General features: G+C 36.2%; 24 protein-coding genes. 23 read left to right on the top strand and 1 reads right to left on the bottom strand.

All coding sequences use genetic code 11. The features are described 5' to 3' along the window. Positions 1-319: 319 nt before the first annotated feature. Together rpsA and ACYFX0_RS06680 are read left to right on the top strand one after the other, a co-directional pair. Complete coding sequence (rpsA, locus tag ACYFX0_RS06685; RefSeq protein ID WP_000229557.1) at positions 320-1,468, top strand: 30S ribosomal protein S1; 1,149 nt, start codon at positions 320-322, stop codon at positions 1,466-1,468. Between the two features lie 12 nt (positions 1,469-1,480). Beyond that, positions 1,481-2,530 carry a type 2 isopentenyl-diphosphate Delta-isomerase gene (locus tag ACYFX0_RS06680; protein WP_000251041.1) on the top strand — a complete coding sequence of 350 codons (1,050 nt, stop codon included), beginning with the start codon at positions 1,481-1,483 and terminating at the stop codon, positions 2,528-2,530. A gap of 289 nt (positions 2,531-2,819) precedes the next feature. Here the strand turns inward: ACYFX0_RS06680 and ACYFX0_RS06675 are convergent, their stop codons facing one another. Next, entirely contained in the window at positions 2,820-2,954 is a 135-nt protein-coding gene (locus tag ACYFX0_RS06675; RefSeq protein WP_000513902.1) for a YpzI family protein, read from the bottom strand. 117 nt (positions 2,955-3,071) lie between these two features. On the opposite strand from ACYFX0_RS06675, the gene ACYFX0_RS06670 reads away from it, so the two are divergent. From ACYFX0_RS06670 to ACYFX0_RS06570, 21 genes are all read left to right on the top strand, one after another. Then, positions 3,072-3,683: a YphA family membrane protein gene (locus tag ACYFX0_RS06670; protein WP_000349104.1), complete on the top strand. Its 612-nt coding sequence runs from the start codon at positions 3,072-3,074 to the stop codon at positions 3,681-3,683. After that, a complete protein-coding gene (locus ACYFX0_RS06665) occupies positions 3,676-4,569 on the top strand; it encodes a YIEGIA family protein (RefSeq protein WP_000141605.1) in 894 nt (297 codons plus the stop codon). The genes ACYFX0_RS06670 and ACYFX0_RS06665 overlap by 8 nt, the downstream gene beginning before the upstream one ends. Further along, entirely contained in the window at positions 4,566-4,751 is a 186-nt protein-coding gene (locus ACYFX0_RS06660; RefSeq protein ID WP_000979048.1) for a capping complex subunit for YIEGIA, read from the top strand. The genes ACYFX0_RS06665 and ACYFX0_RS06660 overlap by 4 nt, the downstream gene beginning before the upstream one ends. Positions 4,752-4,875: 124 nt before the next feature. Then, the gene (gene der / locus ACYFX0_RS06655; RefSeq protein WP_001125890.1) at positions 4,876-6,186 is read left to right on the top strand and encodes a ribosome biogenesis GTPase Der; all 1,311 of its coding nucleotides are present in this window, start codon (positions 4,876-4,878) and stop codon (positions 6,184-6,186) included. 18 nt (positions 6,187-6,204) lie between these two features. Then, positions 6,205-7,227 carry an NAD(P)H-dependent glycerol-3-phosphate dehydrogenase gene (locus ACYFX0_RS06650; protein WP_000161783.1) on the top strand — a complete coding sequence of 341 codons (1,023 nt, stop codon included), beginning with the start codon at positions 6,205-6,207 and terminating at the stop codon, positions 7,225-7,227. Between the two features lie 115 nt (positions 7,228-7,342). Next, on the top strand, positions 7,343-7,594 hold the full coding sequence (locus tag ACYFX0_RS06645) for a stage VI sporulation protein F (RefSeq protein WP_000369753.1): 252 nt from the start codon (positions 7,343-7,345) through the stop codon (positions 7,592-7,594). A gap of 267 nt (positions 7,595-7,861) precedes the next feature. Next, entirely contained in the window at positions 7,862-8,065 is a 204-nt protein-coding gene (locus ACYFX0_RS06640) for a DUF2768 domain-containing protein (RefSeq protein WP_001289007.1), read from the top strand. 63 nt (positions 8,066-8,128) lie between these two features. Then, entirely contained in the window at positions 8,129-8,842 is a 714-nt protein-coding gene (locus ACYFX0_RS06635; RefSeq protein ID WP_000755479.1) for a hypothetical protein, read from the top strand. A gap of 242 nt (positions 8,843-9,084) precedes the next feature. Next, positions 9,085-10,563, top strand: a complete 1,479-nt coding sequence (gene spoIVA, locus ACYFX0_RS06630; RefSeq protein ID WP_000416521.1) for a stage IV sporulation protein A — start codon at positions 9,085-9,087, stop codon at positions 10,561-10,563. 298 nt (positions 10,564-10,861) lie between these two features. Further along, a complete protein-coding gene (locus ACYFX0_RS06625; protein ID WP_001043860.1) occupies positions 10,862-11,134 on the top strand; it encodes an HU family DNA-binding protein in 273 nt (90 codons plus the stop codon). A gap of 120 nt (positions 11,135-11,254) precedes the next feature. After that, positions 11,255-11,824, top strand: a complete 570-nt coding sequence (folE, locus tag ACYFX0_RS06620) for a GTP cyclohydrolase I FolE (protein WP_001151482.1) — start codon at positions 11,255-11,257, stop codon at positions 11,822-11,824. 183 nt (positions 11,825-12,007) lie between these two features. Further along, entirely contained in the window at positions 12,008-12,742 is a 735-nt protein-coding gene (locus ACYFX0_RS06615; protein WP_000332840.1) for a heptaprenyl diphosphate synthase component 1, read from the top strand. 38 nt (positions 12,743-12,780) lie between these two features. After that, the gene (gene menG / locus ACYFX0_RS06610; protein ID WP_001187674.1) at positions 12,781-13,494 is read left to right on the top strand and encodes a 2-heptaprenyl-1,4-naphthoquinone methyltransferase; all 714 of its coding nucleotides are present in this window, start codon (positions 12,781-12,783) and stop codon (positions 13,492-13,494) included. Between the two features lie 31 nt (positions 13,495-13,525). Continuing rightward, the gene (hepT, locus tag ACYFX0_RS06605; RefSeq protein WP_000776078.1) at positions 13,526-14,488 is read left to right on the top strand and encodes a heptaprenyl diphosphate synthase component II; all 963 of its coding nucleotides are present in this window, start codon (positions 13,526-13,528) and stop codon (positions 14,486-14,488) included. Between the two features lie 124 nt (positions 14,489-14,612). Further along, complete coding sequence (gene ndk / locus ACYFX0_RS06600; RefSeq protein ID WP_000415883.1) at positions 14,613-15,059, top strand: nucleoside-diphosphate kinase; 447 nt, start codon at positions 14,613-14,615, stop codon at positions 15,057-15,059. 264 nt (positions 15,060-15,323) lie between these two features. Further along, the gene (gene aroC / locus ACYFX0_RS06595) at positions 15,324-16,496 is read left to right on the top strand and encodes a chorismate synthase (protein WP_001269378.1); all 1,173 of its coding nucleotides are present in this window, start codon (positions 15,324-15,326) and stop codon (positions 16,494-16,496) included. Beyond that, positions 16,496-17,581 (top strand): 3-dehydroquinate synthase, encoded by a 1,086-nt coding sequence (gene aroB, locus ACYFX0_RS06590; protein ID WP_000526805.1) that lies wholly within the window; start codon positions 16,496-16,498, stop codon positions 17,579-17,581. The genes aroC and aroB overlap by 1 nt, the downstream gene beginning before the upstream one ends. A 132-nt stretch (positions 17,582-17,713) precedes the next feature. After that, positions 17,714-18,826 carry a histidinol-phosphate transaminase gene (gene hisC, locus ACYFX0_RS06585; protein WP_001264022.1) on the top strand — a complete coding sequence of 371 codons (1,113 nt, stop codon included), beginning with the start codon at positions 17,714-17,716 and terminating at the stop codon, positions 18,824-18,826. 480 nt (positions 18,827-19,306) lie between these two features. Beyond that, positions 19,307-20,569, top strand: a complete 1,263-nt coding sequence (locus ACYFX0_RS06580; RefSeq protein WP_001168695.1) for a tetratricopeptide repeat protein — start codon at positions 19,307-19,309, stop codon at positions 20,567-20,569. Positions 20,570-20,642: 73 nt separating this feature from the next. Beyond that, positions 20,643-21,179: a ReoY family proteolytic degradation factor gene (locus ACYFX0_RS06575; protein ID WP_001095925.1), complete on the top strand. Its 537-nt coding sequence runs from the start codon at positions 20,643-20,645 to the stop codon at positions 21,177-21,179. Between the two features lie 134 nt (positions 21,180-21,313). Further along, positions 21,314-21,793, top strand: a complete 480-nt coding sequence (locus ACYFX0_RS06570) for a YpiF family protein (protein ID WP_003258820.1) — start codon at positions 21,314-21,316, stop codon at positions 21,791-21,793. The last annotated feature ends 33 nt before the right edge of the window (positions 21,794-21,826 follow it).

Below are 21,826 nucleotides of genomic sequence, written 5' to 3'. Positions count from 1 at the left end.
TCCCCTTTCTTTTTTGTTTAAATAGAAATGTAAAGGATACGTGAATTGTGAGTCTCTTTCCTTGACAAATGAGCTGATTTGTAAGAAGTTAGTTAAAGAGGAATAAAACTGTCAGAATATATTCGCTATTATATTTCAAAACATACTTTTTTCAAGCTGGTTTTGCTGTATACTATTTATATAGGTTTAATATATTTTCTTATGAATGGTATTGAAAAAAGTATGTGATGAGAAATTCTTAAACATGCAAATGAAAACTTTGTTTTCATTTCGTATATACATAAAAAATGCTTTGTCAATTCTGTAGGGAGGTATTTCCATGGTAGAGAAAATGAATGAAGAAGTTATGGATTCAAAAGAATTACAAGTTGGTGACGTTGTTACAGGTTCTGTAACGAAAGTTGAAGAGAAACAAGTGCTTGTAAATGTTGGATACAAAACAGATGGCGTAATTCCAATTAGTGAATTAGCTAACGTTCATATTGAAAAAGCAAGCGATGTTGTAGAATTAGATCAAACACTAGAGTTGAAAATTATTAAATTAGAAGAAGATGATCTTGTCTTGTCTAAACGTGCCGTTGATGCAGAAAAAGCATGGGTAGAATTACAAGAGAAATTTACTTCTGGTCATGTGTTTGATGTTACTGTAAAAGATATTGTGAATGGCGGATTAGTTGTGGATCTTGGGGTTCGCGGTTTTATCCCAGCTTCACTTGTAGAAGTACATTATGTAGAAGACTTTACTGACTATAAAGGTAAAACGTTAGCGGTGAAAATTGTTGAATTAGACCGTGAAAAAAATCGTGTAATCCTTTCGCATAAAGCGGTAGTAGAATTAGAACTAGATTCTAAGAAAAAAGAAGCAATTTCTTCATTAAAAGAAGGGGACGTTGTTGAAGGAACAGTGCAACGATTAACTGACTTTGGTGCTTTCGTTAACGTTGGTGGCGTGGACGGTTTAGTTCACATTTCACAAATTTCACACGAACGTGTAGAGCAACCTTCTGAAGTTTTAGAGCAAGGTCAAAAGGTTAAGGTAAAGGTGTTATCTGTTGATGCTGATACACAACGTATTTCTTTATCGATTAAAGCAGCTCAACCAGGACCTTGGGAAAACGTTGCTGGCGAAATAAAAGCTGGAGATATTCGTGAGGGCGTAGTAAAACGCCTTGTTACATTTGGTGCATTCGTTGAGATTTTACCTGGCGTTGAAGGACTTGTACACGTATCTCAAATTGCAAATCGTCACGTGAAAAATCCGAATGAAGTATTGGAAATGGGACAAGAAGTAAAAGTGAAAGTACTTGAAGTTCACGCAGCAGAGAAACGTATTTCTTTAAGTATAAAAGAAGCGCTTGAGGAAAATAATGTAATTGAAGATTATAGTCAGTATGAGCCAAATGCTGATTCTGCTACTTTCCAATTAAGTGATATTATTGGTGAACAACTGAAAAAATTAAAGAAATAATGAGGGGTACAAGTGGTAAGGGCAAAACGTAAATTAGATCATATTGAATACGCTCTTTCTACTGGTCAGTCTCGTACGCATGGCTTTCATGATATTGATTTTGTGCATCAAAGCTTGCCAAATTCAAATTATGACACAATAACATGTGAAACAAAAATCGGCGAACTTTCACTAAGTTCGCCGATTTTTATCAATGCGATGACTGGTGGTGGAGGAGAGAAAACGTTACATATCAATGAGCAATTAGCATATGTAGCGAAACAACATAACCTTGCTATGGCTGTAGGTTCGCAAATGGCGGCGTTAAAAGATGAAAGTGAGGCTGCTTCTTATAAGGTGATCAGAAAGGTAAACCCAAATGGTATTTTCTTTGCTAATTTAGGTAGTGAGGCAACTATCGAGCAGGCAGAGCGTGCCGTTGATATGATTGAAGCGAATGCATTGCAAATTCATTTAAATGTCATACAAGAGTTAACGATGCCAGAAGGAGACCGTGATTTTACTGGCGTACTTCAGCGTATTGAGAAAATTGTTTTAAATAGTAAAGTTCCTGTCATTGTAAAAGAAGTTGGATTTGGGATGAGTAAGGAAACAATGCAACAGTTAGCGAACGTAGGTGTAACGGCAATTGATATTGGTGGGCAAGGTGGTACGAATTTTGCTGCTGTTGAAAATGAAAGAAGACAGCGAATGCTTTCTTATTTTAATAACTGGGGCATACAAACAGCAACCTCGATTATTGAAGCAACCTCTACAAATAATAACCTCTCTTTTATTGCATCAGGGGGTATACAGACAGCGCTTGACGTAGCGAAAGCAATCGCATTAGGGGCGAATACAACTGCGTTTGCTGGTTACTTTTTACGTATTTTAATGCAAGATGGTATCGAGAAATTAGTGGATGAAATTGAGCTTCTACATACAGATTTGAAATTTATTATGACAGCTCTTGGTGCGAAGACGATAGAAGAGTTGCAATCTGTACCTCTTGTTGTAAAAGGTGAAACATATCATTGGTTAATGCAGCGTGGTATTGATACTGCGCATTATAGTAGGAGATAAAAAATCAACCGTTCGGTTGATTTTTTGTTTTCTTTTCTTTCTCGTAATATAAAGTGGAGAATGGAATTGGTATTTTATAAAAATTGTAATTGAAAAAAGGTTAAAAAATGAAGATGATTAGTTACTGGATTTTTGAGAGGACTTGCTTTTATAAGGGAAATAGGTGGGGGTAAAAGAAGTGATAGGAGGATATAGTACACAAAATATTATTTCAATATAAATAAAAATCATTAAAATGATTATGCAAAAGACGGTTTCGTACAACATCGAAACCGTCTTTTTGTATTAATTAGTGCTGGTTTTGTTTTCGAGCCTGCTCTGGTGTATCAAGTCCAGTTGCACCTGGATATTGTAGTGATTGATTACGATCAGATTCAACGCGGCGTGATTCTCGTAGTTTTCGTTCTTGGCGATCTTTACCCATAATAAATAACACCTCCTTGTTAAAAGTGTTGCTGTTATAAGAAAAAACTATGCGTAAATAAAGTGGATTAACTTTCATAAAAAGTTCCCATAATGGAAAACATAGGAGGTGAAGTTGATGGATGGAAGTACTTTTTATTTTGTAGCTTGGATAGGGTGGATCATCGTAACCTTTTTTATGAAAAAGGACCCTATTCGGTGGAAGTTAGGCGCTTGTATAATGATTTTTATAATTTGCTCTCCGTTACATGTAACGATTGCCTCATTCGTGGTATCAGTAAATGCTCTTCTACTTTGTATTATTTCTTTTATAGGAATTACGCTATATTCTGTTTGGAAAAAATTATATAGCTTACTTTCGGCACTTATTATTGCAATGTTATATACAAGTTTTCATTTGTTAGAAATATATGATCCGATTTGGATTGTGGTGGATAGAGTGTTTCTGCTAAGTAGTGCTCTTGTGTATGCATCGGTGTTATTGCATGGGGATCGCATATTACGATTATGTTCCCTATATGTAGGGATGTTACAAGGAGAGTTGCTAGTGACATTTATTTTTCGGAAATTGAATTTTCCATATGATTACGGTAGTTTAGCATTTTTTGATATCGTCGCCGTTTCTACATTATTCATGGCAGTATTGTTTTGGATTGCAAAAGCATCAGTATACATGGAACAGTTTAAGAGAAAAACACGTAAAAGAAAGGCGAGGGTAATGCATGACTGAATATACATCAGCCATTTTATGCGGCGTAATAGCGGGGACAGTTACAAGAGTGTTAATGCTTCGGACGGATACGCGGCAATATCCGACGAGGCTGCATGGGAAAATTATTCATATTGCAATGGGGTTAATTGCAGCTGCTTTAGGAGCGATTGCAATCCCGTCTATTTTGAAAAAAGATTTTTCTGCCATTACATTTCTTACGTTAGCGGCAACACAATTTCGTGATGTACGTAATATGGAAAGAAACACGCTTCAACAATTAGATGGATATGAGCTCGTACCGCGTGGAAATACATATATTGAAGGAATTGCATTGGTTTTTGAAAGTCGCAACTATTTGGCGATGTTAACGTCGTTTGCAACGACATTTGCGTATATAGGGTTCCGTTCATGGATTGCGGGAGTAATTATGGCTATAATCGCATTTTTTATTGCGAAAAAATTAATGTCTGGAAAAAGGCTACATGATCTTGTTGAAATTGAGCACGTGCCCCTTCGTTTTGAAGGGGCAGGACTGTATATTGATAATATTTATATTATGAATATTGGATTGCCGGCGAGGCAAGAAGAGATTATGAAATATGGCATGGGGTTTATTTTAAAACCGAAATCAATTGATGCGATGGTGACAATCTCAAATTTAGGGCAACGGCAAGCTGTTTTACACGATGTTTCGGTGGCGCTAGGGATTTATAGAGATTCTGGTACACCAGCGCTTGTACCGTTAGCAAAGCGTGATTTAGAGGATGGTAGGGTTGGAATTTTTGTCTTACCGCAAGATCAAGATGCAGAGAAAGCGATAAGTGTTATAGGAAATGTACCAACGTTAGAAAGTGCCGTCCATATGTCATCGGAAGCCCCGAAAGGAAGGGGAGATAAGAGATGATGTTAGAAAGCGTTATCCTGGCAGTTATTACAACAGCGCCGGAAAAATTTGCAGGTGGTGCTCCTTTATTTGTTTGTGAGTCGATGGAGGAACTAGAATTTGTTGCAAATAATTTAGAGGCAATTTTAGATGGTATTGCGCATCGCTTACAAGAGAATGTATATATTATTGTGAAACATTAGGAACGTGTGTTATAATGTGAGGTGTTTTGATACGTTGAGAAATATTCTGGAATGCAAATCCCTTCTTGCACAAAGAAGGGTTTTTTACATAATAAACAGAAGCAAGTTGAAAGGATGAAAGTATATGCCGAAACCAGTAATAGCAATAGTAGGCCGCCCGAACGTAGGAAAATCTACTATTTTCAATAGAATAGTTGGAGAAAGAGTTTCAATCGTAGAAGATATCCCAGGTATAACTCGAGACCGTATTTATAGTGCGGGAGAATGGTTAAATCATGAGTTTAACATTATTGATACAGGTGGAATTGATATTGGAGACGAGCCGTTCTTGACACAAATTCGTCAACAGGCGGAAGTTGCGATTGATGAAGCAGATGTTATCATTTTTATGACGAATGGTCGCGATGGTGTAACTGCAGCGGATGAAGAAGTTGCTAAAATTTTGTATCGTTCTAAAAAACCAATTGTACTTGCGGTAAATAAGGTTGATAATCCAGAAATGCGTAGTGATATTTATGATTTTTATTCATTAGGATTTGGCGAGCCATTCCCGATTTCAGGTACACACGGTTTAGGACTTGGTGATTTGTTAGATGAAGCTGCAAATCATTTTCCAAAGATTGAAGAAGAGGCGTATGACGATGAAACAATCCGTTTCTCTTTAATTGGACGTCCAAATGTAGGGAAATCATCGCTTGTAAATGCACTTCTTGGTCAAGAACGTGTAATTGTAAGTAATATCGCAGGAACGACGCGTGATGCTGTCGATACACCATATAGTAAAGATGATCAAGATTATGTAATCATTGATACAGCTGGTATGCGTAAAAAAGGAAAAGTATATGAAAGTACAGAAAAGTATAGTGTACTTCGTGCACTTAGAGCGATTGAACGTTCTGACGTTGTTTTAGTTGTTTTAGACGGAGAAGAAGGAATTATTGAGCAAGATAAAAAAATCGCTGGATATGCTCATGATTCAGGACGAGCTGTTATTATCGTTGTAAACAAATGGGATGCAGTGAAAAAAGATGAAAAAACAATGAAAGCATTTGAAGAAAATATTCGTGCTCATTTCCAATTCTTGGATTATGCACCGATTGTATTCTTATCTGCAAAAACGAAAAAACGTACACAAACGTTATTACCGGTTATCAATGAGGTAAATGAAAGCCATAGTATCCGTGTACAAACAAACGTATTAAACGATGTAATTATGGATGCGGTAGCGATGAATCCAACACCGACTCATAATGGTAGCCGTCTGAAAATCTTCTATGCGACACAGGTTGCGGTAAAACCACCGACATTTGTTGTGTTTGTAAACGATACAGAATTAATGCACTTTTCATATGAGCGCTTCTTAAAGAATCGTTTACGTGAAGCGTTCGGTTTTGTAGGAACGCCGATTCACATTATTGCTCGAGCAAGAGACTAATGGAGAGGATGTGATTTTATGACAAAAATCACAGTAGTAGGAGCAGGTAGCTGGGGAACAGCGTTAGCGATGGTATTAGCTGACAATGGACATGATGTACGTATTTGGGGAAATCGCTCAGAACTTATGGATGAAATGAATACGAAACATGAGAATAGTCGATATCTCCCAGGCATTACATTGCCAAGCACAATCGTAGCCTACTCTTCTTTAGAAGAAGCATTAGTAGATGTAAATACAGTACTGCTAGTAGTACCGACGAAAGCGTACAGAGATGTATTACAAGAGATGAAAGAAATTGTTACAGAACCGATTACTTGGATTCATGCGAGTAAAGGGATTGAACCTGGTACGTCAAAACGTATTTCGGAAGTGATCGAGGAAGAAATTCCAGAGAACTTAATTAAAGATGTTGTTGTATTGTCTGGACCGAGTCATGCTGAAGAAGTTGGTTTACGACAAGCGACAACAGTTACGTCTGCAGCAAAGCGTATGGAAGCGGCTGAGGAAGTACAAGATTTATTTATGAATAGTTATTTCCGTGTATACACAAATCCAGATATCGTTGGAGTTGAACTTGGTGGTGCGTTAAAAAATATTATCGCATTAGCTGCTGGTATAACTGATGGTCTTGGATTAGGTGATAATGCAAAAGCGGCATTGATGACACGTGGTTTAACAGAGATTGCTCGTTTAGGAAGAAAAATGGGCGGGAATCCGTTAACGTTTGCTGGTCTAACCGGTATGGGAGACTTAATTGTAACTTGTACAAGTGTTCATAGCCGAAATTGGCGCGCTGGAAATATGCTTGGAAAAGGACATTCTTTAGAAGAAGTGTTAGAAAGCATGGGTATGGTTGTGGAAGGTGTAAGAACAACGAAAGCTGCTCATGAATTGGCAGAGAAAATGGAAGTTGAAATGCCGATTACAGCTGCTTTATATGACGTGCTGTTCAATGGGAATAACGTAAAAGATGCGGTAGGCTCATTGATGGGACGTGTTCGAAAACATGAAGTGGAAGCTATACCTGACTTACTGTAAAGAAAAGCGACAGAAGTACATTTGTACTTCTGTCGCTTTTTTATTTTATGGGTCTTTTCACCATTTTTTTATTTTTGCATAGGATGAAGAGTAACTTGAGGAGAGGGTGAAAAGAATGGATAATAACATTTTTAATAATATTGAGAAGGAAGCGAAAGTAAATAAAGAGGATATTTTTAAATTAGCGTCATCCGTGCAAAATGCGAATTTACGTGATGAAACTGTACTTCGTCAATTAATTCATCAAGTGGCTCTTATGGCGGGACGTGAAGTGCCGAAAGAGCAAGAGGATCAAATTGTAAAAGCGATTATTAATAATAATATGCCAGCAGATTTTGGCTCGTTAAGCAAAATGTTTAAAAAATAAATTATGAGAAACAAAGAGTTTGTAGATTGCATATGATAGCCATGAAAGAATGGGAATAGAGCTGTTTTTGGGCATATTTGGTCAACCGAAGCGAGAGATACAATCGCTTCGGTTTTATTTTTATCTAGATTAGTGGAAAATGCTGAAAAACCTATTGATTAAAGTTACATATTCGTAATTTGTAGTAAAATGTTCTTTTTGTATTTGTTTAAAGATTTTAATTTGTTAAAATAGTATAAAAATAGATTAATAAAAAGGGGTGTGTATATGTCAGAAGGGCTTATGAAAATGTGGTTGGCTTTAGGGGCAATTGGATTTATGTTTTTTGCAGTAAGTTTTATTTTATTAAGTAGACATAAAATACAGAATAAATTATTGAAAGGGATTACAGCGTTAGTAGCGTACACCCTTATGGTTGTGTCAGGAATTGTTATTTTTCTTGTTGTATTTAGTGGACCTGTACAGCAGTAAATGGAATGGTCTCGAAAATACTACATACGGAGCAAGTTATATTAGTATGAAAAGGTGATGCTAGTGAAAAAAGTCCATATTATTTTAATATTTTGTTGTATGAGCCTTTTAACGGGGTGTCTGTATCCGAAAGAAAATATGAAGCAAAATGCGGTTCCTTATGAAGATCAGCTACAGGTTGTTCAAAAAGCTGTTGTGACATTTAAGGAGCAAAATGATGGGATATTGCCAATTAAGACGAGGGATATGAGTACACCTATTTATCAAAAGTATCCAATCGACTTTCAACAGATTGCCCCGCGTTACATACAAGAAGCACCAGGGAATGCATATGAAAGTGGAGGAGTATATCAATACGTATTAATAGACGTTGAAACAAATCCAACAGTAAAGTTAATTGATGTTAGGATGGCTGAACAAATTCAGGAACTATCTTTAAAGCTTAGGATGTATCGTGATGAACATCAATATCCACCTTTTAAAAAAGTAATTTCAGATGGTGTATATGAATTGGATTTTAAAAAACTAGGATATAAAGATGTGCCACAAGTGACAAGTCCATATTCTGGTAAAGGACTTCCTTTTGTAATTAATGAAAAAGGAGAAGTTTTTGTTGATTATAGAATCGACTTATATGACGCTTTGAAAAAAAATGAAGGGCAGTTTACGGAGGGAGAAGATATTCGAAATATACTTTCGAAAGGTTCCCCGTTTGTACCAGCTTATTCTTTACCGTACACAGTAAAGGACGGAGAACCAATTTTTTTAAAATCATAAGTCATGAACCTTTCTTTTAGTGAATAAGTTCTAGAAGAAAGGTTTTTTATGTTATACAACTTACGATGCAAACAAAAGATATTTTTTAATAGTCATATGAAATTGGACAAAATTATATGATATATTGTCCGAACTTCTAGAATACCATTATATTATATCAGATATTATAGGCAACGTTAGAGAAGGTATTAGTTGACTATAAACGCGGAATTATTCCCAAAAATTTTGAGGGAGGGAATCACTTGGAAAAGGTAGATATTTTTAAAGATATTGCAGAACGAACAGGCGGTGATATTTATTTTGGAGTTGTAGGAGCTGTTCGAACAGGGAAATCAACATTCATTAAAAAATTTATGGAACTTGTAGTTATTCCAAATATTGAGAATGAGTCTGACCGTCAAAGAGCGCAGGATGAATTGCCTCAAAGTGCTGCTGGTCGTACAATTATGACGACGGAACCGAAGTTTGTTCCAAACCAAGCGGTTTCTATCGAAGTAGATGAAGGACTTGAAGTGAATATTCGATTAGTAGATTGTGTTGGATATACGGTTCCAGGAGCGAAGGGCTATGAAGATGAGAATGGCCCGCGCATGATTAATACCCCTTGGTATGAAGAACCTATTCCATTCCATGAAGCTGCAGAAATCGGCACGCGTAAAGTAATTCAAGAACATTCAACAATTGGTGTTGTAATTACAACAGATGGAACAATTGGTGAAATTCCAAGAAGAGATTATATAGAGGCAGAAGAACGCGTTGTAAATGAATTGAAAGAAGTAGGAAAACCTTTCATTATGATAATTAATACGGTACAGCCGTATCATCCAGATACAGAGCAATTACGCCAAAGTTTATCAGAAGAATATGATATCCCGGTTATTGCAATGAGTGTGGAGAGTTTAAGAGAAACAGATGTATATAATGTACTTCGTGAAGCGCTATTTGAATTCCCTGTATTAGAAGTGAATGTGAACCTTCCGAGCTGGGTAATGGTGCTAAATGAAGGGCATTGGTTGCGTCAAAGTTATCAAGAAGCAGTTCAAGAAACTGTGAAGGATATAAAACGTCTTCGTGATGTGGATCGGGTTGTTTGGCAGTTTAGTCAATATGAATTTATTGATCGAGCGAGCTTAGCTGGCATTGATATGGGGCAAGGTGTGGCGGAGATTGATTTATATGCGCCAGATGAATTATATGATCAGATTTTAAAAGAAGTAGTAGGGGTAGAAATTCGGGGGAAAGATCATTTATTGAAGCTTATGCTCGATTTATCTCATGCGAAAACAGAATACGACCAAGTCGCAGACGCACTGCGTATGGTTAAGCAAACAGGATATGGTGTAGCAGCGCCTGCGCTAGCAGATATGAGCTTAGATGAGCCAGAAATTATTCGTCACGGTTCAAGGTTTGGTGTGAAGTTAAAAGCGGTAGCGCCATCCATTCATATGATTAAAGTAGATGTAGAGTCAACGTTTGAACCGATCATTGGTACTGAAAAGCAAAGTGAAGAATTAGTTCGTTATTTAATGCAAGATTTTGAAGATGACCCGTTATCAATTTGGAATTCTGATATATTTGGACGTTCGCTTAGCTCAATTGTTCGAGAAGGAATTCAAGCGAAATTATCCTTAATGCCAGAAAACGCTAGATATAAATTAAAAGAAACGCTAGAAAGAATTATTAATGAAGGATCTGGCGGATTAATTGCGATTATACTATAAGAAAAATCCCTCTCATTGTAGAGGGATTTTTTGTTTTTTTTGATTATAAAATAGAAAAATAAACAGTCATTATCTAATACATTGTTGTAAATTGTCAAGTTTCATCAGATTTTCACATTTTCACAGTAACAATTTCCTTAAAAATATTGAATTATAAAGGAGAATCGTATAATATAGGCGTTGATAATGATTTATCTACATCTTTGTAGTATAGAATTTGTAAAAATTGCCTACAAATGAAAGTAAGACTCATTTTATGATCATTATACAGTCTTATCTTTGGGAGGAGGTGAATGGCATGAACAAGACAGATTTAATCAATGCTGTTGCAGAAGCAAGTTCCCTTTCTAAAAAGGACGCAACAAAAGCAGTAGACGCTGTTTTTGATTCTATCTTAGAAGCTTTAAAACAAGGTGATAAAGTACAACTGATCGGATTCGGTAACTTCGAAGTTCGTGAGCGTGCGGCTCGTAAAGGTCGTAACCCACAAACAGGTGAGGAGATTGAAATCGCTGCAAGTAAAGTACCTGCATTCAAACCTGGTAAAGCGTTAAAAGATGCGGTTAAATAATCCTTACATATTAACAGGGAAGAAGAGTTTCCTTTTTGGGAACTCTTCTTTTTGCTTTTAAAAACATAAATATGCTAGAATGTGTTCGTATCACTTTTAGGTTTTCGGGAGGGCTAGCGGATGGCAAAAGTTAATTTAGAACAAATTGAACATGCAGTACGCCTTATTTTAGAGGCGATTGGGGATGATCCAAATCGTGAGGGAGTACTTGATACACCAAAACGTGTTGCAAAAATGTACGCAGAAGTGTTCTCAGGTATGCATGAAGATCCGAAAGAGCATTTGCATAAAGTATTCGGAGAAGATCACGAAGAGCTTGTACTAGTAAAAGATATACCATTTTATTCGATGTGTGAGCATCATTTAGTTCCATTCTATGGAGTTGCTCACGTTGCATATATTCCGCAAGGTGGAAAGGTGACAGGGTTAAGTAAATTAGCTCGTACTGTAGATACAATTGCACGTCGTCCACAACTGCAAGAACGTATTACATCAACAGTAGCGAACTCTATTATGGAAGTACTAGAGCCTCATGGTGTAATGGTAGTAGTAGAAGCAGAACATATGTGTATGACGATGCGTGGTGTGAAAAAACCAGGTGCGAAAACAGTAACGACAGCAGTGCGTGGTGTGCTTGAAAATGATGCTGCAGCGCGCAGTGAAATTTTATCGTTTATTAAAACGAAGTAAAGAAAAGCGGGAAACTGCTTTTCTTTTTTTTTTTAGTAAATAAATGATATAGTTTTAGCTAGACAGAGTGAGATTAGAAAAATTGCTTACATGAATGGTAGGTGTAGCCAAGTTTTGGTTATAGAAAATAGAGTGTATGTGTTATAATAAGTTTTATGAATTAGAAAACAAGGGTGATTTTTTGTGTGTGACATCTACGGAGGGTATGCGGGTATAAAAGAGAAATTGATGGAGAAATTACGCCATCCTTATTTTATAAACTATATTGAAGAACCATTTATTGATGAAGAAAAGATAGCATTGTTATATGGTGCTTTAAAGAGTGCAAACTTACATATAGAACAAATTGAGCATTACGTAGTAACGATTATGCTTGTGCAAATTGCGCTTGATACGCATGAAAAGGTATCAAATAAAGCAGGCGAGGAAGCGATTGAATCGCATAAATGTCGTCAATTAACAGTACTTGCAGGCGATTACTATAGTGGACTATATTATTATTTATTGTCTATGAATCGTGATATTGTTTTAATTCGTGCACTTGCTGAAGGAATTAAAGAGATAAATGAACACAAAATTATGTTATACCAAAAAGCGCATGAAACGACGGATGACATAATGAAAAGCGTAGTAACGATTGAGTCTGCGCTCCTTCAAAAAACATGTGATCATTTTCATTTATCACATTGGAAGCCATTTATCACATACGTATTAGGTGGAAATCGTCTTCAAAAAGAAATTCAATTGTATGCTGATAAACAACATTCACCTGTTTTTCAAGCGATGCAAGATGCTTTAGGGGATAAAGCAGAAGTAGTGATTAATAGTTGGATGATGGAATTGAGAAAGAAAGAAAAACAATTTTTAGAAAATCACATAGACATTAATGAAATAAATTCTGTGTTAAGGGATAAATAGAAGACATAAGCAATTTTACATTGGAAGAAGGTACGAGCATGCAACAATCAAAAGAAGAAAGAGTACATGACGTATTTGAAAAGATTTCTGATAAATACGATGTGATGAATTCTGTAATTAGTTTTCAAAGACATAAAGCGTGGCGTAAAGAAACGATGCGAATTATGGATGTACAACCAGGCAGTCAAGCGCTTGATGTATGCTGTGGAACCGCAGATTGGACAATTGCGCTAGCTGGAGCGGTAGGTGAACAAGGAAAGGTTGTTGGCTTAGACTTCAGTGAAAATATGTTATCTGTCGGTAAGCAAAAGGTAGAGGCGTTACAATTAAAACAAGTAGAACTTCTACATGGGAATGCAATGGAACTTCCATTTGAAGATAATACGTTTGATTATGTGACGATTGGGTTTGGTTTACGTAACGTACCGGATTATATGCACGTATTAAAAGAAATGACACGTGTAGTAAAACCAGGTGGAAAAGTAATCTGTTTAGAAACATCTCAACCAACAATGATTGGTTTTCGACAAGGGTATATTTTATACTTTAAATATATCATGCCGTTATTTGGAAAGATGTTTGCGAAAAGTTATAAAGAATATTCATGGCTTCAAGAATCTGCTAGTACGTTCCCAGGGATGAAAGAACTGGCTCAAATGTTTGAGCAAGCTGGACTTGAACGTGTGCAAGTAAAACCATTTACTTTTGGGGTAGCAGCGATGCATTTAGGTATTAAACCAGAATCAAAATAGAAAAAAGAAGTTTTAGGTTAAGGTGAACAATATGAAGTTACAACTTATGTACTCTTTTTTACGCTCGGATATTAATGTGATAGAAAAAGAATTAAAAAAGACAGTCGCTTCTGAACAGCCATTAGTAGAAGAGGCAGCATTACAGCTTATTGAAGCTGGTGGGAAGCGAATTCGTCCTGTATTTGTGTTGCTTGCAGGGAAATTTGGAGATTATAAGTTAGATGCAATTAAGCATGTTGCTGTTGCGTTAGAACTTATTCATATGGCTTCTCTTGTTCACGATGATGTTATTGATGCTGCATTTTTACGACGCGGCAGTGCGACTGTGAATGCAAAATGGGGAGATCGTATTGCGATGTATACAGGGGACTATCTGTTCGCTAAGTCTCTTGAATGTATAACAAATATCGAAATTCCAGAGGCACATCAAGCGTTATCGCATACTATTTTAGAAGTCTGTAAAGGTGAAATTGAACAAATTAAAGATAAATACAATTATGACCAAAATTTAAGAACGTATTTAAGAAGAATAAAGCGAAAAACAGCATTATTAATTGCCGCGAGTTGTCAATTGGGAGCGATTGCTGCTGGTGCTAATCGTGATACGGTAAATCGTCTATTTTGGTATGGGTATTTTGTAGGAATGTCTTATCAAATTATTGATGACATTTTAGACTTCGTTTCTACAGAAGAGAAACTTGGAAAACCTGCTGGTGGAGATTTACTACAAGGGAATATTACACTTCCTGCTTTATATGCGATGGAAGATCCCGTACTTCGTCAGAAAATCACATCTGTACATGAAAATTCAACAGCAAGTGAAATGCAAGAAATTATTGATGCTGTAAAAAATAGTACAGCAATTGATCAAGCATTTGCGTTTAGTGAACGTTATTTACATAAAGCTTTAGAAATAATAAAACCACTCCCACGTGGACAAGCAAAGTACGCATTACAAAATGTTGCAAAGTATATTGGAAAACGAAAATTTTAATGTTTATTCTAAAAAATAAAATAATCTCTCTATTTCAAAACTATTGCACAATTGTGATAAGGGTGATAATATGTGTGTGGGGATATACAATTACATACATAATTCAGAAGTGGAGAGATTTTTTATGGAAAAAACATTTCTAATGGTAAAACCAGACGGTGTACAACGTGCCTTCATTGGGGAAATTGTAGCTCGTTTTGAGAAAAAAGGCTTTCAATTAGTTGGTGCAAAATTAATGCAAGTCACTCCGGAAATTGCTGGACAACACTACGCTGAGCATAAGGAAAAACCTTTCTTTGGTGAGTTAGTAGACTTTATTACATCTGGACCTGTGTTCGCAATGGTATGGCAAGGTGAAGGTGTAGTAGATACAGCGCGTAACATGATGGGGAAAACAAGACCACATGAAGCAGCTCCTGGAACAATTCGTGGAGATTTCGGTGTAACTGTTGCGAAAAACATTATCCATGGTTCTGATTCTTTAGAAAGCGCAGAGCGCGAGATTGCTATTTTCTTTAAAGAAGAAGAATTAGTTGACTACTCAAAATTAATGAATGAATGGATTTACTAATTATTTTGAAATAATTTGTAAACGCTTTAATCACTGTGATAATAGTAAAAAGTGCAAGAAGAATAGGGGTATTCTTCTTGCACTTTTTTTATTTTCAATTAGTTACGAAGTTTGAGCTGTTATGATATATTGATATTTAAATTAGGCCTATCGGAAATATAGAATAAGAAAATGGTCGATATATGATATAATTTCTTTAATATTTTTAGAATGATAAAAGTTAATATAGTGAGATAAATACATATACGAAAAGAGGAATAACGTATGCGATATATTACAGCTGGTGAATCTCATGGTCCGCAACTTACAACAATTATAGAGGGTGTTCCAGCAGGATTGTCTTTAGTAGCGGATGATATAAACGAAGAGTTAGCTAGAAGGCAAAAGGGGTATGGGCGTGGTAGACGCATGCAAATTGAAACGGATCAAGTGCAAATTTTAAGTGGTGTTAGACATGGAGAAACATTAGGTTCCCCTATTGCACTCGTTGTTGAAAATCGTGATTTTGCCCATTGGATAAAAGTTATGGGTGCAGAACCTTTAACGAAACAAGAAGAAAAAGAGATGAAAAGGAAAGTGACAAAACCAAGGCCTGGGCATGCTGATTTAAATGGTGCAATTAAATATGGTCATAGAGATATGAGGAATGTACTGGAACGTTCGTCAGCGCGCGAAACGACGGTGCGTGTTGCTGCTGGTGCGGTTGCTAAAAAGGTGTTAGCAGAACTTGGTATTAAAGTGGCGGGCCATGTAATTGAAATTGGCGGTGTACAAGCTAAGGAGGTTACGTATAGTTCAATTGAAGAATTAAAGAGTATTACAGAAGCATCTCCTGTACGTTGCTTAGATGACGAAGCTGGTAACCAAATGATGAAAGCGATTGATGATGCGAAAGCAAATGGTGATTCAATTGGTGGAATCGTTGAAGTAATTGTGGAAGGAATGCCAATTGGAGTAGGTAGCTACGTGCATTATGATCGAAAACTGGATGCGAAATTAGCAGCTGCAATTATGAGTATTAATGCTTTTAAAGGTGTCGAGATTGGAATTGGTTTTGAAGCAGCGCATAGACCGGGAAGTGAAGTTCATGATGAAATTCTATGGAATGAGGAGCATGGATATACAAAAAGAACAAATAATGCAGGTGGATTGGAAGGTGGTATGACGACTGGAATGCCAATTGTTGTGCGCGGTGTGATGAAACCGATACCTACACTTTATAAACCTCTTCAAAGTGTAGATATTGATACGAAAGAGCCTTTTACAGCGAGCATTGAACGTTCAGATAGTTGTGCAGTACCAGCAGCTAGTGTCGTTGCAGAAGCGGTTGTGGCTTGGGAATTAGCAACAGCTTTAATAGAACAATTCGGATTAGATCGTATGGAACTGATTCGTGAAAATATTGAGAAACATAATGAATATGCGAGGGGATTTTAATGGGAAACATACATATTCAAACGAAATCAAAAGAATATGATGTACATGTTGGTAAAGAAGCGTTGTCACACTTAACAATGATCGTTCAAAATATGCAGCCAGCTGTATCTAACGTAATGATCATTTCAGATGAAGCTGTTGCATCACTACATTTACAGACAGTTATCGATGCATTACAAGTGGAGCAGGACGTGTTTTCGTTTGTTGTACCAAGTGGCGAAAAAGAGAAGTCTTTCGAAAATTTCTATGCGGCTCATACGTCAGCTCTTGAAAATAAATTAGATAGAAATTCTTTAATTCTTGCACTGGGAGGCGGAATGATTGGAGATTTAGCTGGTTTTGTTGCTGCATCGTTTATGCGTGGTATTCGCTTTGTGCAGGTTCCGACGACTTTATTAGCGCACGATAGCGCAGTAGGTGGGAAAGTAGCGATTAATCATCCGTTAGGTAAAAATATGATTGGTGCATTCCATCAGCCAGAAGCAGTTGTATATCATACACCGTTTTTACAGTCTCTTCCTAAAAAAGAGTGGCGTTCAGGTTATGCAGAGGTGATAAAGCATGCTCTTATTGGTGATGTGGAGCTATATCATTGGTTAAAAGAAGAAGTGCAAACATTAGCGGATCTTCGTGATGAGAAGTTAATCCATATATTAACGAAGGCGATTCCTGTAAAGGCAAATGTTGTATCACAAGATGAAACAGAGAAGGGTGTACGTGCCCATTTGAACTTTGGACATACGTTAGGACATGCTCTTGAAAAAGAGCTAGGGTATGGAAATATTACTCACGGTGACGGCGTAGCGGTTGGAATGTTATTCGCCATATTTTTAAGTGAGCAAGTGTACAAGGTTAATCTTGCTTATGAAGATATGAAGCAGTGGTTCTTGAAATACGGCTATCCAAAAATGCCAAGAGATTTGAATGTAGAGCGCCTCGTTCAATTGATGAAACAAGATAAGAAAGCAAATGCAGGAGCAATTCATATGGTGCTTATGCAGGAATATGGGGTAGTGAATGTCGTATCTATTTCAGATGAGACTGTTCATATTGCGTTAGAGGCATTTCAAAAAGATATGGTTTAAAATGATAGCGAAGTGTTGTGAAGTGCTCATTTAGAGGTATTCTCGTAATAGTGACGGTTATGATAAAAGATTACAGTAAGGGGCTATAACTGTATTGTAATCAAATTGAATGAAATGACTGGGGGAAGAAAAATGAGAGTGAAAGAGCAATTGTTAACTTTGAGAGCGTATGTACCTGGGAAAAACATTGAAGAAGTAAAAAGGGAATATGGATTATCGAAAATTGTGAAATTAGCATCGAACGAAAATCCATTCGGTTGCTCAGCGCGTGTGACAGAAGCATTAACTTCTTTAGCGAGCCAATATGCCCTTTATCCAGATGGATATGCCTTTGAACTTCGGACAAAAGTAGCGGAACATTTAGGTGTAAAAGCAGAACAACTACTATTTGGTAGTGGATTAGATGAAGTCATTCAAATGATTAGCCGAGCGTTACTACATGAAGGAACAAACGTTGTAATGGCGAATCCTACGTTTTCACAATATCATCACCATGCTGTTATTGAAGGAGCAGAAGTTCGTGAAGTATCACTTAAAGATGGTATTCACGATTTAGATGCAATGCTAGAGCAAGTAGATGATAAAACGAAAATTGTATGGATTTGTAATCCGAATAATCCGACAGGTACATATGTTGAGAAACAAAAATTACTTTCATTTTTAGAATCGGTTCCTAAGTCGGCTCTCGTTATTATGGACGAAGCATATTATGAATACGCGGAAGCAGAAGACTATCCGCAAACATTACCACTTCTTGAAAAGTATGAAAATCTTATGGTTTTACGCACGTTTTCAAAAGCATATGGTTTAGCTGCTTTTCGTATTGGATATGCGATTGGGGATGCGAAGTTAATCGGACAGCTAGAAGTAGCAAGGTTACCATTCAATACATCAACTGTAGCGCAATCTGTAGCACTCGCTGCATTAGAAGATCAAGCCTTTTTACAAGATTGTGTGAAAAAGAATGCTGAAGGTCTAAATCAGTATTATGCATTTTGTAAAGAATATAACGTATTCTATTATCCATCTCAAACAAATTTCATTTTCTTAAAACTTGGTATACCGGGTAATGAAGCTTTCGAACGATTAATGAAAAAAGGATATATCGTTCGTTCTGGTGCTGCATTTGGTATCGATGATGGTATTCGTATTACTGTCGGTTTGAAAGAAGAAAATGATGAAATTATAGAGTTGCTGAAAGAGCTTGTAAATGAGCAAGTACAGAAAGAAGAAACATATTCTTAAGAGATTGTGAAGGCTCCTATTATAGGAGCCTTTTTTATCGTATTAAAAATAAAGGTTGAAGACTGGTAATTAAGTTGTTCTGTAAATCACGGTTTGTATGGCTTGATAATTAGTGAGAGAAGTTATTTGCACGGTCATAAAAGAAAGCGGTACAATAGAAGATGATGATAAGGTATCGGTGTCATATCCGAACCTTTTGAACAATTACCTACTCTGTAAGAAGAAGTATAAGAAGAAGCATGCTCATTCTAAAGGTTGCGTTCTAACAGTGAGTTGCTTATGATAAAGTGAAACTTTAATCAGTGGGGGGATGTTTATCCCCCGCTGATTATTAGTTGAACCAATCGGGCTTTTACGGGCAGTTGATCCCCAAACTAACTTCTTTGCCTTAGCTGAATTTTGAGGTGGGGGTCTTACTGCCCGTTAATAGCGGGGTAAATGAACAGAAGAGAATATTTTTTAGAATTAAAGGAGACGTTTATGCAAAAGTTTGAACAAGTTGTTTCATATATTGAAAATGGTGAAGCGGAAAAAGGATTACAATTATTAAAAGAACAATTAAAAATTGCAAATGATGAAGAGAAGTATGATATCGCTCGTTACTATCATACACTTGGATTTACAGATGAGGCATTAGCGATTACTGAAGACTTACGTTTACTGTATCCGGAAGAAAGTGAATTCACTGTATTTTTAGCAGAATTATATATTGATCTAGATAAAGAAGATGAAGCGATTGAAGTACTTCATGATATTCCAGAAAATGACGATTTATATGTTCAATCTTTATTACTTGTTGCAGATTTATTCCAAATGCAAGGTTTTGATGATGTAGCAGAGCAAAAACTATTAAAGGCGAAAGAAATGATGCCTGATGAACCTGTTATTACGTTTGGGTTAGCAGAATTATATAGTAGTAAAGGTGAAGAACAAAAGGCAATTACTTATTATGAATCGCTATTAGCGGAACATAAAGTAATGGGTGGTGTTGTAATCGCACTTCGTCTTGCAGAAACGTTAAGTGCGATTGGAAACTGGGAAGAGGCGATTTCTTATTATGAAGCAGGCCTAGAGGAACAAAAAGATATTCACTCATTATTTGGATATGCCTTCACATTATACCAAGGTGAAGAATATCAGAGAGCAATCGGTGCTTGGCAAGAACTAAAAGAATTAGACCCTGAGTACGCATCACTGTACATGTATTTAGCGAAAAGCTATGAAAAAGAAGGAATGCTTCAAGAAAGCTATGAAACGCTTCATGAAGGAATTAAAGTAGATGAGCTTTCAGTTCCGTTTTATGTAGAGTTAGCGAACATTGCGGCGAAATTAGGAAAAATAGTAGAAGCAGAGGAAGTTCTTCAAAAAGCACTTGAGTTAGATCCAGGGCATTTAGGCGCAACATTAAAATATGCGTATATCTTAAAAGAACAAGAAAAGTACGAAGATTTAATTGCAATTGTAGAGCGTGCTATTGATAGTGGAGAACCAGATACACAACTACTTTGGGACCTTGCGTATGCAAAAAAACAATTAGAAATGTATTCGGATGCATTAAAACACTATGAAAGTGCATATACTTCTTTTAAGAATCATCCAGACTTCTTAGAAGAATACGGTTATTTCTTATTGGAAGAAGGAAAGCGAAAAGAGGCGAAAGAAGTATTTACCCAGTTATTACAACTAGACCCGACACAAATTCATATTGAAGAGTTGTTATATAATTTAGAGGATTTTTCATAAGTTGGAAGGAAACTGAATGCCGCTTCTTGAATCTAAAAAGAAAAGAGAAAGACAGAGGAGGGACTTAATTGCTATGAATACCCCTGTTTCTGTAAACGAGAAGAAGGATTTTGTAAAATGGTTTTTGAATAATTACCAACTGAAACAGCGTGAATGTGTATGGATTCTGAATTATTTAATGAGTCACGACCAATTGATGCATAAAGTCCACTTCGTAGAGCATGCAAAATATTGTCCGCGTGGCTTAGTGATGTCAGCGAATTGTGTGAAAGACACACCGTTTCACTTTTTTAAACAAAATGTTATGACAACAGATGCTGAAAAATCGTTTCATGATATTCGTTTAAATCGAGATGAGGATATTTATATTCAACTCAACTTTAAATCATCGTTTCAAAATGCGAATTATGTAGCTGTATTAGAAGAAAACCCATATCTACCAAAGCATATTGAAGTAAATGAAAAAGATCGTTTACTTGCAGAAAGGTTTTTGGAAGAAAGTGTATTTTCGTTTAGAAGAGAACGCCTTTTGAAACAAATTGATGAAGCGTTAGATAAGCAAGATAAGGAAGCGTTTCATAGATTAACGGCAGAGTTAAAAACTTTATAGAATGTATTTGGATTAATATTTTTACAAATTTCAGACTTTTATCAAGAAAAACTACCTATATTGGGTAGTTTTTCTTTTTTTACCTCTTTTAGTATGGTTTAATATATATAAAGTGAAAGTTCTGTCATTTGTAAATGAAGGGGGGAAGAAATTTGAAATGGATTGTAAAAGATGTGGAACAGTTTGAGCAAGCAAGAGAGTATGTTGATACAGGAGTAATACCGCTTTTATCAATTTCGGCAGCGAAAGAAATAAAAATGGTTGTAGAACAAGGTGAATTTATCGAATTGTTGAGTATGGAATTGGAAAGAGAGTATAAAGGAAGAGTGCTTTTACTGCCTGCTTTTACGTATTTAGTAGAAAGTCAAAAGAATGAAAAAGGTCGTTTGCAAGAATGGACAAATCATTTACGAAGAGAAGGTTTTAAGCATATTGCTTATGTTACAAGTGATTTTTCATGGAAAGAGGATATACAAGAGTTACAGGGAGATTTATTTTGGTTTCCTTCATTAGCATTAGAACAATTTAGTGATCAAGCAAAGAGAGAAGTTATTCATGCACATATAAAAAATATAATGGTGATGTTGGAAGAGAAGTGGGGAAACTCGCAATAAACAGAAAGTTCTTATTATTATGAGTAGTATGAT

The sequence above is a fragment of the Bacillus sp. NEAU-Y102 genome, assembly GCF_054788175.1.
This window is presented reverse-complemented; position numbering and strand designations above follow the sequence as displayed.